Origin of the sequence: Nocardiopsis dassonvillei, from assembly GCF_964273065.1 — a bacterium.
Taxonomy (GTDB): domain Bacteria; phylum Actinomycetota; class Actinomycetes; order Streptosporangiales; family Streptosporangiaceae; genus Nocardiopsis; species Nocardiopsis dassonvillei_B.
Genome location: NZ_OZ186815.1, coordinates 3,911,354 through 3,926,089 on the forward strand (window position 1 = coordinate 3,911,354; position 14,736 = coordinate 3,926,089).

The following is a 14,736-nucleotide window of genomic DNA, read 5'->3' on the forward strand; positions in this document are numbered from 1 at the left end:
TGCTGCGGCGGGCGCGGCCGGGGGATGTCGTCAGGTCCATGCGGCCACCGCCGTGTGGACGCCGTGGGCCGCCCAGGCGGCGGCGCCCGCGGGGGCGGCCACGCGGACCCGGCCGGTGGCGGCGGACCAGGCCGCCAGTGAGGCGGCCGCGTCCGGGGTGCGGGCGGCGTGCACCGCCAGCCCCGGCAGGTCCTCGCCCTGCACCGCGGCCACGGCGCGGGTCAGCGCCTCGCGCAGCGCGGCGTCGGGGTCGGCGGCCGCGCCGGAGGCGAGCACGGCCGCGCCGGCCACCTCGGCCCGCCACAGCCCCGCGTCCTCCAGCTCGTGGAAGCGGACCGTCGCCGCCACCCCGGCCCGCAGCGTCAGCGCCGCCCACAGGCGGCGGGACGCCGCCGACATCGGCCCCGGCGGGTCCACCTCCTTCCACGGCACCCCGGCGCGCAGCACCAGGTCGCCGACCGCGTCGCCGACCGCCTCCGCCCGCGTGGACCCCAGCCCCCGGCCCCCGGGTCCGGCGGCCGGCCCCCAGGCCACCGCGTGCAGCGAGCCGACCAGCGCGTCCAACCGTGCCTGGGCCGTGGTGGCGCCGCAGCCGCTCACCCCCCGGCGCCCGGCGCGGGCCAGCCCGACCGGAAGCTGGGGCAGGTCGCCCGGCAGCGGTTCGCCCACCGGCCCGAAGACCCGGTCCCACAGGGGTGCGAGCGCGTCGAGCCGGTCGGTGAGCAGCTCCGCGGGTTCGGGCGCCTCCGGGAACTCCCCGGGACGCCCCGCGTCCAGTTCCGGCAGCAGCGGCAGCCGGTGGGGCTCCGAGACCAGCTCGTCGGTGGTCACCATGAACTCCGGGCTCCGGACCCGCGTCCCCCCGGCCGGGCGGGCGTCCGCCGCCGCGCCGTTCCCCTCCGCCGCCCGGGCCGTGTCCGTCACCGCGGTCTGCGCGGTTCCTTCCGCCGCCCGGGTCGCGTGCGCCACTCGGGTCGGTACGGCTCCTTCCGCCGCTCCGGCCGCATGCGCCTCCGGGGCCGGTGCCGCCTCCTCCGTCACCCGGGCCACGTGCGCGACGGCGGCCAGCGCGAGCTGCGCCGCCACCAGGGTGCGCGCCGCCTCCGACTCCGGCGCGCCCGGGTCGGCCCCCGCGGGTTCGTCGAGCGCCCCCGCCCAGGCGCGCAGCGCGTCGAGCGCGGCCGGGGAGGCGGTCGCGTCGCGCGGCCCGGCCGCCCACACCCCGCCTTCGGCGACGATCACGTGCAGGGCCTCCGGGTGCCCCGGCACCGTCGTCCGGACGGTCGCCAGCACCCCCGGCTCCGGCGGCCCGGTGTCGGCGGACACGTCGCGAAAGCCCGCCCGTCCCAGCGCCCGGCGCACCGCCGCCTCCACAGCGACCGATTCCCCGCGCACCCGCACCGAGGACCCCGCCAGCGCCCGCAGCGCCGCGAACGGCCGCGCGGTCAGCGCCTCCAGGTGCGGGTAGGCGGCCCGCTCCGTCGCGCCGAGTTCGTACTCCTCCTCGGCCTCCCGCAGGAACCCGTGCTCCTCCAGCTGCCCGAGGATGCCGGTGAGCACCGCCCGGCCCCCGGCCGGGAACCGCTCCACCAGCGCCGCCCGGGTGAACCCCGAGCGCAGCACCGGCTCCAGCGCCCGCCACACCGCGTCCGCCGGGGCGCCGCGCAGCACCACCGCGGTCGCGCCCATGCTCACGGCGACGCCCTCCGCGGCCAGCGAGCGGGCGCGCACCGCCCTCTTCAACCGCAGCACCGGCTCACTCATCGGCCGCACCGCCCCGCCAGGGCAGCGTCGGCCGCAGCCCCGGGTCCCCCTGCTGGTGCTCCACCACCCGGCGCACCGTCTCCTCCCAGGTCTCGCCCACCACCTCCTGGGCGGCCGCGGTGAACAGGTACGCGATCGAGTACCGCTGGACGGGGGTCACCCCCATCAGCGGCAGCAGGTCGAAGAAGCAGTTGATGAGGAACCGGAACGCCGCGAACCCGTACCCGTCGCCGAGCCGGGTGAAGTCCAGCTTCCGGAACTCCCGGTGGAAGTCGCTGTAGGACCGCTCGTCCGACCCGCTCCACCGCACCCGCACGTCGTCGCCGAACCGCGCCGCGGTGGTCAGCCGGTCCTGGTGCGGGTAGGGCAGGATGTGGCCCCTCCTCGCCAGCTCCACCGCCTCGGGCAGCCACCGCCGCGCCCACTCCAGCCATCCCGTCGTCGATGCGTCCGAGGCGGTCCCCCCGTGGACGGGCGCCAGCAGCGCGACCAGCTCCCCGCGCTGCGCCCGGTAGGACTCGGCCAGCCGCGCCTGCGCCGTCCCGTCCGGGTCCGACCAGTGGAAGTACTCCTTCCAGTGGGACAGGAAGGCCTGGTAGCCCGAGCGCAGCCCCCACTCCGGGTACTGGGACGCGATCGCCCCCATGCCCGCGAACACGTGCGCGAACGCCCCCGCCCCGTCCACCCGGTCGGCCACCAGCCCCAGCCCGTCGCCGAGCACCCGCCCCTTGAGCGCGATCGCCTCCGGGCCGCGCAGGAACGTGTCCACCGGGTCGCCGTCCAGGCGCAGCACCGAGTTGTCCGGTTCCAGCGGCGTGTAGGGGGGTTCCACCAGTTCCAGGCGGCCCAGCCGCTCGGAGAACGCCGCGTACCGCTCCGGGTCCAGCGCGGTCGCGGACGGCCGCCGCTCCAGGAACGAGCGGATCCGCGCCTCGGCCCCGGCCGCGGCCCCGGCCACCGCCGCGTCCTCCCCGTCCAGGTACAGCACGCAGTGCGGGCCCAGCCGCCAGTGCAGGTGCAGCCACGCGGCGGTGACGCCCGGCCGGGCCGCCGCGTCGCGGGCGGCCGGGACCAGGCACTCGCCCAGCAGGGCCGCCTTGTCGCTGTCGTAGTAGGTGACTCGGAGTCCGACGGTCACGGGAACAGCCTCACTTCGCCTGGGGGATCGGCCGCCCGGGGGGCGGCGGGGACGACGGCCAGTTCGAGGAACACCTCGGTGGCGTGCCGGCCGCGCGGACCGCTCAGGCCCGCGGCCGCCGGGTCCGGGGACATCTCCTCCACGAGCAGCAGCGGCCCGAGGTGGTCGAGCCGCCGCGCGGCCGTGGCCGTGTGCAGCCTGCTCAGGAAGTCCACGTGCTGGGGCTTGGGCGCCATCGCCCGCTCCAGCGGGCCCAGCCGGGCGCCCTGGAGCGGGCGCACGAACACCTGGTCGGGGATGCCTCGGGCCAGCCGCAGCGCGTTCACCCGCCGGTGCAGCGCGGCGGGCGACTCGCCCGGGCGGGCCGCCAGCTCCGCGGTCTCCAGCGCCCACCGGCGGCGGAACAGGGTGACGGACCCGGCGCGCACGCGCGGCACCGCGCCCGCGAACCCGTCCGCCTCCCAGCGGGCGTGCAGGTCCATCACCGTGTCGCCGAAGGAGAAGAACGGCGAGTCCGCGACCATCGCCACGAGCATCTCGTCGTAGGGCAGCGCGTGCGGGACCAGGAAGCCCGTGTACACCGGGTCGATCTCCCGGTCCGGCCCGCCCGCCGCGCCGCGCCGCACCAGCCGCAGCCCGTCCGGGGTGTGCACCAGCGACAGGTCGGCGGTGGCGGGCCCCGGCAGCGCCACGGGCTCGTCGCGCAGCGCCAGCTCCTCCGCGGCCAGCGGCGGCGTCAGGTTCGCGTTGAACCCGAGCGCCGACCGCATGTGCACGGTGGGGGTGCCGGGCGGGCCCGATCGCCGCACGTGCTCGGCGACCCGGTCGCGGGCCCGCTCCGGCAGAGCGGACAGGAACCGGCTGAAGTACCGGGCCCGTCCGCCGTACAGGTGGTTGAGGACGAGCCGGCCGCCGTCGGGCTGGCCGAAGACGGCCAGGGAGCGGTACGCCGTGAACTCGCGCTCGGGGAGGAGGCCGGCGATCTCGGCGACCGCCGACGGGTCGACCTCGACCTCCTCCTCGGTGCGGCGGGCCAGCTCCGCCAGGTACTCGACGGCCCGGCGCCGGGCCGCCACCAGGCGGCGCAGGTCCTCCCCCGCGCCGGAGACGGCGTCGGGGTCCCCGGCCATCAGCCGCTGTGTCAGGGGGAACGCGGCCCGCGCGTGCGCGGCGAACCCGTCCAGGTCGTCGCAGCGCCCGCCCTCGCCGTAGCGGGCCGTGAACACGCTCTCCAGCGCGCCCGACAGCATCCGCTGGTCGTCCAGGGCGAACAGCAGCGGCATGGCCCGCCGCAGGTCGGCCGTCCACTCCCGGGTCCACGGCCGGGGCACCGGCGCCCCCCGGGAGACGTGGCAGTCCTCCACCAGGGGGGACGAGGCGGCCTCGACCGGGACCGGTTCCTCCCCGGGCGGTGTCACCGCCGCCGACCACAGGCGCGCCAGGTGCGTGACCGTGCGGGCGCGCTCGGCGCCGTCCGCCTCCGCGAACCCCTTGAGGACCTCCTCGGTGGCGTCGAAGGCCTCCGTCATCCGCGCCGCCACCGGGCCCGGCAGCCGCCGGACCAGTTCGTGCCAGCGCCGGTCGTACTCGGGGTCCTGCTCGGCGGCAGGGGCCCAGGGCACCAGCACGCCGGCCTCGATGAGCCTGTCCAGGAGGCCGCCCACCGCCTCCGCGGGGTGTCCCAGGTCCGCGGCCAGCTCCGCGCGCAGGGCCCGCAGGACCACCGGCCGGGCGGCCCGGCGCTCCAGCGCCGCGAGCAGGGCGCCCCAGGCCCCGGCCAGGGGCAGGCGCACCTCCTCCTCGCCGAACGCCTCCGCCCGCGACCCCGCCGCGGGCGCCGCCCAGCGGCGGCGCCGCACCAGCAGCCGGTCGCCCTCGCGGCGCGCCCCGCCGGTGAGCACCCACTCCAGCTCCGGGCGCGCCGCCGGATCGGCGGCCAGCGCCCGCGCCGCCTGGCGGACCAGCAGCCTGCGCAGCCCGGCCGTCGTGGAGAAGCGCAGCGGCTCCCCGTCCCGGGTCGGCGAGGACGGGTGCTCCAGGTCGTCGAAGAACACCCCGGTGTACAGCGAGTACGGGCTCACCTTCACCGTGGACCGGGAGTGGTAGCGCACCAGGGCCGGCTCCGCCTTGCGCATCCGCTTGTCCGGATCCCGGTCGGCGGGGGCCGACGCCCGCGCCGCCACCGCCCGGTGCAGGTCCGGGCTGGAGAGCGCGGTGCTGCGGTCCGTGGCAGGGTCGCGCGCCCACGCCGCGAGCTCGGCGCGCTCCAGTGCCAGGGACCGCGCGTGCGCCCCGTCCAGGGCCTCGGTGGCCGCCCGGGTCCGCTCCCAGCTGTCGGCCCACTCACCCAGTGCGCCGATCCGCCAGGACAGGGGGTTCCCCACCAGGGGCGTGCGCGGCGGGCGCCGGTTGAACACGTCGCGTTTGGCGGCCAGCGCGGTCCGCCGGTCGGCCTCGTCCTCCAGGGTCGGTGCGAGCAGGTGGAGGGCCTCCAGCAGGTGGTCGCGGATGTGCTCGCGGTGCGCCTCCTCGTCGGCGAGGGTGCACAGCAGGTCCCGTTCCAGGTCCGCGCGGTCCGAGCGCAGCGGGCGGTACGGGTACAGGTTCACGCGGGAGACCAGGTAGGGCCCCTCCACGAGGTCGAAGCGGTCGGCGGGTCCGGGTGCGCTCACTCGGCCACCGCGTCCGCCGTGTCCTTGCGCCTGCCCGCGCCGAACCCGCGGGGCTCGCGCTCCGACGCCCACCGGAACCAGCGCAGCGCCGCCACGGTGCCCACCAGCGACCAGCCCAGCAGCAGCCACACCGACGGCCAGTGCCAGACCTGTCCGCTCTCCGACAGGGCCCCGTGCAGCAGGACCGTCAGCGGGCGCCCTGGCAGCAGGTCCACGATCGCGCCCAGGGTGTCGCCCAGCGGCAGGATGACGAACCCGCCCGCCAGGAACGCGGTGGGGAAGAAGATGCCGTTGACCATCGGAACGGCGGCGTCGGCGCTGGGCGGCAGCAGGGAGGCCGCCGCGCCCAGCGGGGCCATGCACAGGAACCCGAGCGCCACCGCGGCCAGCAGCAGCGGGATGCGGTCCGGCGCCACGCTCACGCCCATGAACATCCCGATCCCCGTGACCACCGCGAGCACGATGACCGCGGTCAGCAGGGTGTTGGCGAGGTAGGCCCCCATCACCGTCGCGGGCCGGACGGGGGTGGTCCGGAAGCGCTTGAACAGCCCGTGGTGGCGGCGGATCGCCAGCCCGATCGCGACGTTCGCGAACGCCACCGACATCAGGGCGAAGCCGAGGACCCCGCCGAAGCTCAGGTTGGCCTGGGTGATCGAGTACTCGCCCAGGTCCAGGACGGTGTCGGCCTGGGACCGGAACGCGAACCCGAAGCCGACGTAGAACATCACCGGCATGAGGACGATGAACGCCAGCGTGATCGGGGAGCGCCAGAACTCCTTGAGCTCCCCGTCGACGTGCAGGAGGAAGGTGCGCAGCCCGTTGGCCCGGGCGGGCCGGACGGCGGGCGCGGTGTCGGTGGTGCTCATTCGGCCTTCCCCGAGGTGGTCTTCTCCGCGCCCGCGTCGAGCATCGCCAGGTAGGCGTCGTCGAGGGTGGGGGGCACGATGGTCAGCCCGCTGATGGTGGTCTTCTCCCGCTCCGCCCAGGCCTGGACGTCGCGGACCACGGAGTCCTGGTCGTCGGTGTGGATGCGCACCCGCCCGTTGACCAGGCTCGCGCCGTCGGGGAGGCGGTCGGCCGCCACGCCCGGGTCGGCGAACTCCACCACGGTGAACGCCGAGGAGGAGCGGACCAGCTCGTCCGGGGAGCCCGTCGCGATGAAGGAGCCCTCGCGGATGACGTCCACCCGGTCGGCCAGCTCCTGCACCTCGGCGAGGTCGTGCGAGGTGAGGATGACGGTGGTGCCGCTGTCCCGCAGGCCCGAGACCAGGGCGCGGATGCGGCGGCGCGACACCGGGTCCAGCCCGGTGGTGGGCTCGTCGAGGAAGAGCAGCTCGGGGCGGCCGGTCAGGGCCAGGGCCAGGTCGAGGCGGCGCAGCTGGCCGCCGGAGAGGGACTTGACCAGGGCGGTGCGCTTCTCGGCGAGGTCGACCTGTTCGAGGATCTCGTCCAGGCCCACCGGGTCCGGGTAGTAGGAGGCGTGGCGGCGCAGGATGTCGCGGACCGACAGGCCCGGTTCCAGCATGGTCTGCTGGAGGACCACGCTCATGCGGGTGCGCAGCCGGGCGAAGTCGCGGCGGTTCCCGGGATCGAGCCCCAGGACGGACAGCCGGCCGGAGGTGCGGCCGCGGTGCCCCTCCAGGATCTCGATGAGGGTGGTCTTCCCGGCGCCGTTGGGGCCCAGCAGGGCGGCGATCGTACCGGTGGCCACCCGGTAGTCGATGCCGTGGAGGACCTCTCCCTTGCCGTAGTCCTTGGTGATGCCCGTGGCCTCGATGGCGTGGTCGGTGGGGGCGGCGGCGGGCGCGGGGTCGCCGGAGCCGCCGGTGTCGCTGGGGTGCACGTGCTGCCCTCGGTGTTCTCGTGGGGGTCGCGGGGTGGGGGCGGTCCCCCGACCGGTGGGGAACCGCCCTGGGCGCGGATCGGATCCGGAGCCGGATCCGCTCAGGGCCGGGTCAGGGCCGGATCAGCCGCACGAGCCCGAGGAGCAGCAGCTGCTGGAGCCGCAGCAGGAGGTGGAGGTGCAGCTGCTGGAGCCGCTGGTGGCGCCGGTCTCGGGAACGGCGACGGCCTCACGGACGCTCATGACCTCCATGTCGGAGAAGTCGAGGTCGGGCAGTTCGATGGAGGGGGAGTCCTGCATGGGGGACACCTTTCGTGGAGGATGTGGGAAGGCACCCGTTCGCCCGCGTGCCGACCGGGTGGCCGGACGCGCTTCTCCCTACTCGTCCAGTCGGAATCCCGGAAAACCGGAACCCCGGGGACAAGGGTGTGGCCGGGAACGGTCAACGGGTTTATCGATGACCCTGTTTTAATGGGGAACGGGGGTTTGGAAGTCGGTGGACGGGGGATGGGAAAAGGTCGCGCCGCACGTGGCTGCGACCCGTCGGTGACACGCCGGGACCGGGCCCCGGCCTGTCGGCGGCGTGCGGGGTCAGCCGCAGGAACCGCCGGAGCAGCAGCTGCTGGAGCCGCAGCAGGAGGTGGAGGTGCAGCTGCTGGAGCCGCTGGTCGCGCCGGTCTCCGGGACGGCGACGGCCTCGCGGACGCTCATGACCTCCATGTCGTCGAAGTTCAGCTCGGGCAGGTCGATGTCCAGAGCCGTGGATTCGGGCATGGTCAGCCCCTTCGTTCGTTTCTTGCACAGTCCCCCGGGCGGCACGAAAGTAACATGCGAACGGGAAAGTCGATAGGGGCCGTGTCGACCATTCTCCGGAGTGTGTCCCGGGGTTTTCGCTCCTGTAACAATGGACTTGGCGAAGTGAGACGACCGGGATGGGGTCCCGAATGGTCCGAAATTCCAGGGGTGCGCCCGGCGGGGAGCGGCCGGTGATGACCCTGTCCTTCCTGGACACCGTGCTGGAGGTGCGCGCCGACCCCGGGACCGGGCTGGACGGTGCTTTGGAGTTCCTGGGGACGCACCTGGTCGCGGACGCCCCCGGCGGCCCCGGGGAGCCCCTGCTCTCCCTGCACGTGACGGCCTCCCCTGACGGGCGGCACACCCCGGCGGCGGACGCCGCCTGGGAGGACGTCCACGTCCGTGAGAGCGCGAGCGACTTCTTCACCATCCCGGCCCGGCGGGCCCGCGAGGGCGGCCGCGAGTACATCCACTGCACCCGCACCAGGAGCCGCTTCCGCTTCGACCGCGCGGCCCGCCGCATCGACGCCGCCGTCCCGCCCGAGGGCGCCAAGGACCTGGTCGAGCTGCTGCGCGACGTCGTCCTGAAGGACCAGGAGAACCGGGGCGCCGCCGTCCTGCACGCCACCTGCGCGGAGAGGGGCGGCCGGGCGGTCCTGGTCACCGGGGCCAAGGGAGCGGGCAAGAGCACCCTGCTGCTGGAGCTGGTGGAGCACTTCGGCCACCGGATCATGAGCGGGGACAAGACGGTGCTCCGGCTGGAGGAGGACGGCCGGGTCCTGGCGTCGGGCTGGCCCGACCACCCCCACCTGGGGTACGGCACCATCGTCAAGTACCCGGGGCTGGCGGAGATCGCGGGCCTGGGGGAGGATCATGTTCCGCCCGCCGACCACGCGTTCTCGCCGTTCGGCAAGTTCGCGGTGGACCCCGTCCGGTTCCGCGAGCGGTTCCCGGGGTCGCCCCGCGGGCTGCGGGCCCCGGTCGCGGCGGTCCTGCACCCGGCGATCGGTCCGGGGGAGGACACCGGGGTGGTCGCCCGCCCGGACGACCGCGCCGAGCGCGCGGCGCTCCTGGCCGCCAACGTGGAGTCGGCGTTCGAGGGCGGGAACGCGGGCTGGCACGGGTTCCTCGACGACCGCCGCGCCGCGGTGGTCCCGGTGCGCGACCGCATCGTCCGCTCCTTGGCCGCCGTGCCCGCCTGGACCGTGACCGGGCCCGGCGACCTGCGCCCCGGCCGGATGCCCGGCTTCCCGACCGCCTGAGCCCGCCCGGGGCGGTCGGCCGCCGCCCGGGCGCCCCCGCGGGCGTCAGAGGAAGACCGCGTACTCCGCCAGCTCGGGCACTCGGCGCGGGTCGACGTCCACCGCGGCGGCCAGCTCCTCCGCGGAGGAGAAGACCACGCCCGCCTCCCGCATCTCCTCCAGGCGGCGCAGGTTCTCCGGGGTCAGCCCTGGCAGCCGGGCCAGTAGCTCGGCGGGGGAGTGGTTGACGTCGATCAGACCGCCGTCGTCGAAGCCCGTGCCCAGGTCGGGGCGGCCGATGCCGAGTTCGATGGCGTGGACGCGGTTGCTTTCGAGGATCCGCCGGGCCTCGGTTCGCAGCCGCCCCCGCTCCCGGGCGGCCTTCAGCAGGGCGCGGTTGTCCGGCCCCGGCGGGGACCCCTCCTCCAGGGCGCGGTCGGCACCCGGGGACGCCTTCCGCGTCTCGACGGCCCGGAGCAGGGCGAAGGAGGAGACGGTCCCGCCCACCCACAGGAGCGGGAAGGACACGTTCTCCAGCAGGGACATGTCCTCGGAGACCACGAAGAGCACCAGCAGCACGGTGGCGGCCAGGGCGCCCAGGAACGCGGCCGGGTTCCGCAGCCGGACGAAGGCGTACCAGAGGAGGAAGGGGGAGAGCAGCCCGCCGGTGAAGGCGGAGAGGCCGCCGCCGACGGCGGGCACGATCCAGCCCTTCGCCCCCTCGGGCCGCGAGGGGATGGCGGGGGAGTCGGGGGCATGCCGCTGTTCGTCCACCCGCCCAGGATAGGAACCGCCGGTCCGTGCGTGAAGGCGGGGTCGCGGGGACGCCCCGCCGGGCGGGCGGTTCAGGCCGCCTTCCACTCCGGGGCCAGGACGGACCAGATCTCGGTGTCCCGGCGGCTGCCCCGGTAGAGGTGGTTGCCGCGCATCACACCCTCCCGGGTCATGCCCAGGCGGCGCGCCACCGCGATGCTGGGGGCGTTCTCCGTGTCCACGTGCCACTCGACGCGGTACACCCCGCGCTCCCGGATCGCCCAGTCGATGAGCACGCGGGCGGCCCGGGTCACGAGGCCGCGTCCGGAGGCGGCGGGCTCCAGCCAGCAGCCCGCCTCGGCGGTGCCCTGGGCGGCGTCGAGCTGCGGCAGGAGCACACCGCCGACCAGTTTCCCGTCCAGCCGGATGCCGCAGATGCGCCCGGTGTCCGCGGCGGTCCTGTCCGCGTACCGCTGGAGGTAGGCCCGGCTCGACTCCAGGTCGGTGACCAGGTCGGGCATGCCGACGTAGCGGCCGATGAACTCCCGGCCCCGGTCGATGTGGTCCAGGAACTCCTGGGCCTGCCAGGGTTCGAGCGGGCCCAGTTCGGCGCCGTCTCCGAGGGGTGTGGTGTACATCCGGCTCCTCAGCGGGGGATCGGTCGGTGGTGGACGGAGCAACCCTACGCGGCCCTCTCAGCGGCGGGCGTAGCCGTTGCCCTCCTCGGTCATGACCAGGGTGAGGGCGGCGGACATGGCGCGGGCGGCGGCCAGGCGCTCCTCGTACAGCCCGGGCGTGTCCGGCGGGGTGAGTCCCAGGGCCCTCGCGGCGGGGCGCGGATCGACCCCGTCCGGCTCGTCGGGGCCGGAGTCGCGGACCCGCTCGGCGGCGAGCAGCTCCAGCGCCTCGGTGAGGTCGCGGCCCAGCACGCGGGAACCGCCCTCGGAGTCGGCGTACAGGACGGGGCGGCGGGGGCCCTCCCCGCACAGGAAGTAGGTGCCGCCCGCACCCTCGTAGGCGAACGGCTCCAGGCGCTGCCCTCCGATGAGGTGGACCTCCTCGACGTGGGGGTCGTCGTCCCCGTACTGCTCGGCGAGGTCGGTGTACACGTCGAACGCGGCCAGGAGGCCTTCGACCTCCCCCTCCTCGCGGGCGCGGCGCAGCAGCCCGGGTTCCTCCGCGGGGCCGGTGAGCCAGCGCGCGGCGGCCGCGGGGTCGTCGAGGTCGGTGGGCACGAGGCGGGCGGTGCCGTCGGTGCCCACCACCGCGCGCGACGGGAGGCCGAACACCGGCTCGGGCAGGTCGTACAGGGCGTGCTCCGGGGCCTCCGCGACGGGGGAGAGGTCGAGGTCGGCGGCCATCCGGGCCCAGCCGAGCCGTTCGGCGGCGCACCGGCGCTGGTCGGCGACGCCGAAGTCGCGCACGGCTCCGTCGCCGAGTTCGGCGTTGGCCCGGGCCTTGACCTCGGCGTCGGAGGACCCGGCGATGTCCCGGGCCGACCAGCCGGGGGAGATGAGGCTCGGGGGGACGGGGTGCGCGTGCCACGCGTGCACGGAGAATCCGTCCGCGAAGCGCACGGCGGGGCCGTCGGCGGAGTGGAGCCGCCCCCGGGCGTCGGTGCGGACCTCCACGGGCGGCGGGGTGAGGATCGCGGTGCGCTCGTACGCCCACCACCAGCCCACGGTCGGGCCGAGCACGGCGAGGGCGTCGAGCCCTTCGACGGCGGGGACGGCGCCGGTGTCGCGCAGGAGGAGCGCGGCCAGGACGAGGGCGGGGGTGGCCGGTTCCCGGGCCTCCTGCCGGACGGTCCACCATTCTTCGCCGGTGCCCGCCTGCGTCCGGAACCGATCGCCGACCCGGTGGGAGCGCCAGGCGGGGGCCGGGACCAGCGCCTCCGCGGTGGTCAGGGCCCCGGCCGACAGGTCGTGCGGCAGGTCCGGGCCCTGGAGCCGCTTGTGGAGGCCGAGGTCGCCGAGCGCGTCCGTCAGCGCCGGACCGGATCGTGCGTCCCGGGCCGCGAGCATCCCGGCCAGCGGGGAATCGCACCACACGACGGCGGGGGGCTCCAGGCCCAGGCCCCGGTAGATCTCCCCCACGGCGCGCTCGGCCGCCGCCCGGTCGGGGGCGGCCGCGCGCTCCCGCCATCGCCCGGCCAGGTCCTCCAGGGCTCGGCGGTGCTCGTCGGTCAGTCCGTTCGTGGACAAGGTCGCTCCTCGCATGCGGTGTCCGGTGCCCCCTGTGACGACCGGCCGACGCACCCGGTTCCGGGGCCGGGTCCGGCCGGGGGCCGCCCCCGGCCCGGCCGCGTACCGGCGTGGGCGGTGTGTCAGAGCGCGGCGAGCCGGTCCACCAGCAGCTCCACCCTCGACCCGGTCTCCTCCGGCGGGAGCCGACCCGACCGGGTCAGGGTGGCCAGCCCGTGCAGGGCCGCCCAGAAGACCTCGGTGAACAGCCCGGGGTGGACGCCGTCCCCGGCGGCCTCGCCGAGGCCCTCCAGCAGGGCGGCGAAGCCGTCCTTCAGGGGCTGGGGGGTGTCCTCGCTCGCGAAGGCCAGGCCTCCGTCGAGCTCGAACATGGCGTCGTAGACCGCGGGGTTGCGGGCGGCGAAGTCGAGGTAGGCGCGGGCCAGGGCGGCGACCCGGGCGCGGGGGCCGTCCGCGGCGGAGGTCGCGGCCCGCAGCGCGGCGGCCATCTCGGCGGCGCCTTCGAGGGCGACGGCGCCGATGATCTCGCGCTTGCCGCGGAAGTGGCTGTAGAGGACGGGCTGGCTGTATTCGATGCGCTCGGCGAGGCGGCGGGTGGTGACCGCGTCCCAGCCCTGCCGCTCGGCGAGTTCGCGGGCGGTCGCCACGATGAGGCGTTCGCGTTCCGCCCGTTCGCGCTGCTTGCGTTCCTGTACCGACATGGCTCGATTCTAGCACCGCTAGACAAACGAGCGGTAGTAGTACTAGCGTTGACCCAACTGCTAGCGACGCTAGATTTCTGGAGGGTCATCGTGTTCGGCGTACTTGAGGTGTTCACCGTCGTGGTTCTCGGCGTGATGGTGGGGGTGGAGTTCTCCGTCTCCTTCGTCGTCAACCCGATCCTCAACGCACTCCCCGAGGACAGCGGCCAACTCGGCCGCGCCCACGGAGGGCGGATGCTCGGCGCCCTCATGCCGGTCTGGTACGTCACCTCGCTGGTCCTTGTCGCAGCGTGGGCCGTCGCCGGATGGAACCAGGAGGGGACCGGCCTCGTCGTCGCCGCCGGCGGGTTGCTGGTCCTCAGCGTGCTCATGTCGGTCCTGCTGCTGGTCCCGATCAACAACCGGGGCAAGATGTGGACCCCCGAGAACCGGCCCGCCGACTGGAAGCGGCAGATGAAGCGCTGGGACCGCTACCACCACGTCCGCGTCGCCGTCATCATCGCCGCCTTCGCCCTACTGGTCGCCTCCCTCGTCTGACCCGCGCACACGCCGGACACCGGTCGCCTCCGCCGTGCTTCCATCGGGCTGCACGCCGAACGGTTACCTCGGCGCCTGCCGGGCCGTCATGGCCATGACGGAATGCGCGAACGGAAGGTGACGACATGACCGGATCGGCCCCGAACGAAGCGCTGGCGGAGGCCTTCGAGCGGCAGCGTGAACGCCTGGTGGCGGTCGCCCACCGGATGCTCGGGTCGCGGGCGGACGCCGAGGACGCGGTGCAGGAGGCGTGGATCCGGCTGGCGCGGCAGGACGCGGCGGTGATCGACAACCTGGCCGGGTGGCTGACCACCGTGGTCGGCCGGGTCTGCCTCGACGTGCTGCGTTCGCGTAAGACCCGGGCGGCGCTGTCGTACGAGGACCGGCTGCCCGAACTGGTGGTGGCCGTGGACACCGAGGCGGCGCCCGAGGACGACGCGGTGCTCGCCGAATCGGTCGGGCTGGCGCTGCTGGTGGTGCTCGACACCCTCACCCCCACCGAGCGGCTGGCGTTCGTCCTGCATGACATGTTCGCGGTGCCCTTCGCCGAGATCGGCGGGATCATCGGCCGGTCCACCGACGCGACCAAGATGCTCACCAGCCGGGCCCGCCGGAAGGTGCGGGGCGCGTCGCTGCCGGAGGAGGAGCCGCGGCGGCAGCGCGCGGTGGTCGACGCGTTCCTCGCCGCGGCGCGGAACGGGGACTTCGAGGGGCTCGTACGGGTGCTCGATCCGAAGGTGGCCTGGCGCACGTACCACCCGCAGGGTGTGACGACCACGGTCGGGGCGGTCGAGGTGGCCGAGCCGGTCCTGCGCGGCGCCCGGTCGATGACCTCGACGCTCCCGGTCCTGGTCAACGGCGAGCCCGGTTTCGTGGCCTGGGGTGCGAGGGGCAAGGTGCTCGGCTTGGTGGCGTGCACCGTGGTCGACGGCCGGATCGTCGAACTCCTGACCGTGAGCGACCGCAGGCGCCTCGACGCCATGGGCCTGCCCGAGCGGCCCGAGTAGCGCACGCCGGGCTCCGGGGCTGTTACGTCTCCACGGGGGGCTTCGTCGTAGTGGTGCAAGCATCCGAAGACGAAGGAGGCC

The 14,736-nt window shown here is 75.3% G+C and carries 14 protein-coding genes; 3 read left to right on the forward strand and 11 right to left on the reverse strand.

What is annotated here, in order from left to right; genetic code table 11:
* Positions 1–30: 30 nt before the first annotated feature.
* The 7 genes from ACSUPR_RS17405 to ACSUPR_RS17435 all read right to left on the reverse strand — a co-directional run bounded on the left by ACSUPR_RS17405 (position 31) and on the right by ACSUPR_RS17435 (position 8,191).
* Complete coding sequence (locus ACSUPR_RS17405) at positions 31–1,764, reverse strand: hypothetical protein (RefSeq protein ID WP_436885661.1); 1,734 nt, start codon at positions 1,762–1,764, stop codon at positions 31–33.
* The gene (locus ACSUPR_RS17410; RefSeq protein WP_436885662.1) at positions 1,757–2,902 is read right to left on the reverse strand and encodes a hypothetical protein; all 1,146 of its coding nucleotides are present in this window, start codon (positions 2,900–2,902) and stop codon (positions 1,757–1,759) included. Before ACSUPR_RS17410 ends, ACSUPR_RS17405 begins: the two co-directional genes overlap by 8 nt.
* Positions 2,899–5,574 (reverse strand): lantibiotic dehydratase, encoded by a 2,676-nt coding sequence (locus tag ACSUPR_RS17415; protein ID WP_436885663.1) that lies wholly within the window; start codon positions 5,572–5,574, stop codon positions 2,899–2,901. The genes ACSUPR_RS17410 and ACSUPR_RS17415 overlap by 4 nt, the downstream gene beginning before the upstream one ends.
* Positions 5,571–6,440 (reverse strand): ABC transporter permease, encoded by an 870-nt coding sequence (locus tag ACSUPR_RS17420; protein WP_436885664.1) that lies wholly within the window; start codon positions 6,438–6,440, stop codon positions 5,571–5,573. Before ACSUPR_RS17420 ends, ACSUPR_RS17415 begins: the two co-directional genes overlap by 4 nt.
* Positions 6,437–7,417: an ABC transporter ATP-binding protein gene (locus ACSUPR_RS17425; RefSeq protein ID WP_436885665.1), complete on the reverse strand. Its 981-nt coding sequence runs from the start codon at positions 7,415–7,417 to the stop codon at positions 6,437–6,439. Before ACSUPR_RS17425 ends, ACSUPR_RS17420 begins: the two co-directional genes overlap by 4 nt.
* Before the next feature lie 123 nt (positions 7,418–7,540).
* The gene (locus ACSUPR_RS17430) at positions 7,541–7,717 is read right to left on the reverse strand and encodes a thiazolylpeptide-type bacteriocin (protein ID WP_073380607.1); all 177 of its coding nucleotides are present in this window, start codon (positions 7,715–7,717) and stop codon (positions 7,541–7,543) included.
* A 291-nt stretch (positions 7,718–8,008) separates the two neighbouring features.
* Positions 8,009–8,191 carry a thiazolylpeptide-type bacteriocin gene (locus ACSUPR_RS17435; RefSeq protein WP_220564355.1) on the reverse strand — a complete coding sequence of 61 codons (183 nt, stop codon included), beginning with the start codon at positions 8,189–8,191 and terminating at the stop codon, positions 8,009–8,011.
* 215 nt (positions 8,192–8,406) lie between these two features.
* On the opposite strand from ACSUPR_RS17435, the gene ACSUPR_RS17440 reads away from it, so the two are divergent.
* Positions 8,407–9,474, forward strand: a complete 1,068-nt coding sequence (locus ACSUPR_RS17440) for a hypothetical protein (protein ID WP_436885666.1) — start codon at positions 8,407–8,409, stop codon at positions 9,472–9,474.
* A 45-nt stretch (positions 9,475–9,519) separates the two neighbouring features.
* On the opposite strand, the gene ACSUPR_RS17445 is transcribed toward ACSUPR_RS17440, so the two are convergent.
* From ACSUPR_RS17445 to ACSUPR_RS17460, 4 genes are all read right to left on the reverse strand, one after another.
* On the reverse strand, positions 9,520–10,227 hold the full coding sequence (locus ACSUPR_RS17445) for a hypothetical protein (protein WP_436885667.1): 708 nt from the start codon (positions 10,225–10,227) through the stop codon (positions 9,520–9,522).
* A 71-nt stretch (positions 10,228–10,298) separates the two neighbouring features.
* Positions 10,299–10,844, reverse strand: a complete 546-nt coding sequence (locus tag ACSUPR_RS17450) for a GNAT family N-acetyltransferase (RefSeq protein WP_436885668.1) — start codon at positions 10,842–10,844, stop codon at positions 10,299–10,301.
* A 57-nt stretch (positions 10,845–10,901) separates the two neighbouring features.
* Positions 10,902–12,410, reverse strand: a complete 1,509-nt coding sequence (locus ACSUPR_RS17455) for a DUF6745 domain-containing protein (protein WP_436885669.1) — start codon at positions 12,408–12,410, stop codon at positions 10,902–10,904.
* A 122-nt stretch (positions 12,411–12,532) separates the two neighbouring features.
* Positions 12,533–13,111: a TetR/AcrR family transcriptional regulator gene (locus tag ACSUPR_RS17460; protein WP_436885670.1), complete on the reverse strand. Its 579-nt coding sequence runs from the start codon at positions 13,109–13,111 to the stop codon at positions 12,533–12,535.
* A 48-nt stretch (positions 13,112–13,159) separates the two neighbouring features.
* On the opposite strand from ACSUPR_RS17460, the gene ACSUPR_RS17465 reads away from it, so the two are divergent.
* Positions 13,160–13,648, forward strand: coding sequence for an anthrone oxygenase family protein (locus ACSUPR_RS17465; protein WP_436885671.1), 489 nt, complete (start codon positions 13,160–13,162; stop codon positions 13,646–13,648).
* A 125-nt stretch (positions 13,649–13,773) separates the two neighbouring features.
* Positions 13,774–14,655: a sigma-70 family RNA polymerase sigma factor gene (locus ACSUPR_RS17470; protein ID WP_436885672.1), complete on the forward strand. Its 882-nt coding sequence runs from the start codon at positions 13,774–13,776 to the stop codon at positions 14,653–14,655.
* Positions 14,656–14,736: the final 81 nt, after the last annotated feature.

Excerpts from the sequence above, each read along its gene's own strand:
- ACSUPR_RS17470 (WP_436885672.1), top strand. The coding sequence starts at position 13,774 with ATGACCGGATCGGCCCCGAACGAAGCGCTGGCGGAGGCCTTCGAGCGG.
- ACSUPR_RS17430 (WP_073380607.1), bottom strand. The coding sequence starts at position 7,717 with ATGCAGGACTCCCCCTCCATCGAACTGCCCGACCTCGACTTCTCCGAC.
- ACSUPR_RS17460 (WP_436885670.1), bottom strand. The coding sequence starts at position 13,111 with ATGTCGGTACAGGAACGCAAGCAGCGCGAACGGGCGGAACGCGAACGC.
- ACSUPR_RS17420 (WP_436885664.1), bottom strand. The coding sequence starts at position 6,440 with ATGAGCACCACCGACACCGCGCCCGCCGTCCGGCCCGCCCGGGCCAAC.
- ACSUPR_RS17405 (WP_436885661.1), bottom strand. The coding sequence starts at position 1,764 with ATGAGTGAGCCGGTGCTGCGGTTGAAGAGGGCGGTGCGCGCCCGCTCG.
- ACSUPR_RS17435 (WP_220564355.1), bottom strand. The coding sequence starts at position 8,191 with ATGCCCGAATCCACGGCTCTGGACATCGACCTGCCCGAGCTGAACTTC.
- ACSUPR_RS17440 (WP_436885666.1), top strand. The coding sequence starts at position 8,407 with ATGACCCTGTCCTTCCTGGACACCGTGCTGGAGGTGCGCGCCGACCCC.
- ACSUPR_RS17450 (WP_436885668.1), bottom strand. The coding sequence starts at position 10,844 with ATGTACACCACACCCCTCGGAGACGGCGCCGAACTGGGCCCGCTCGAA.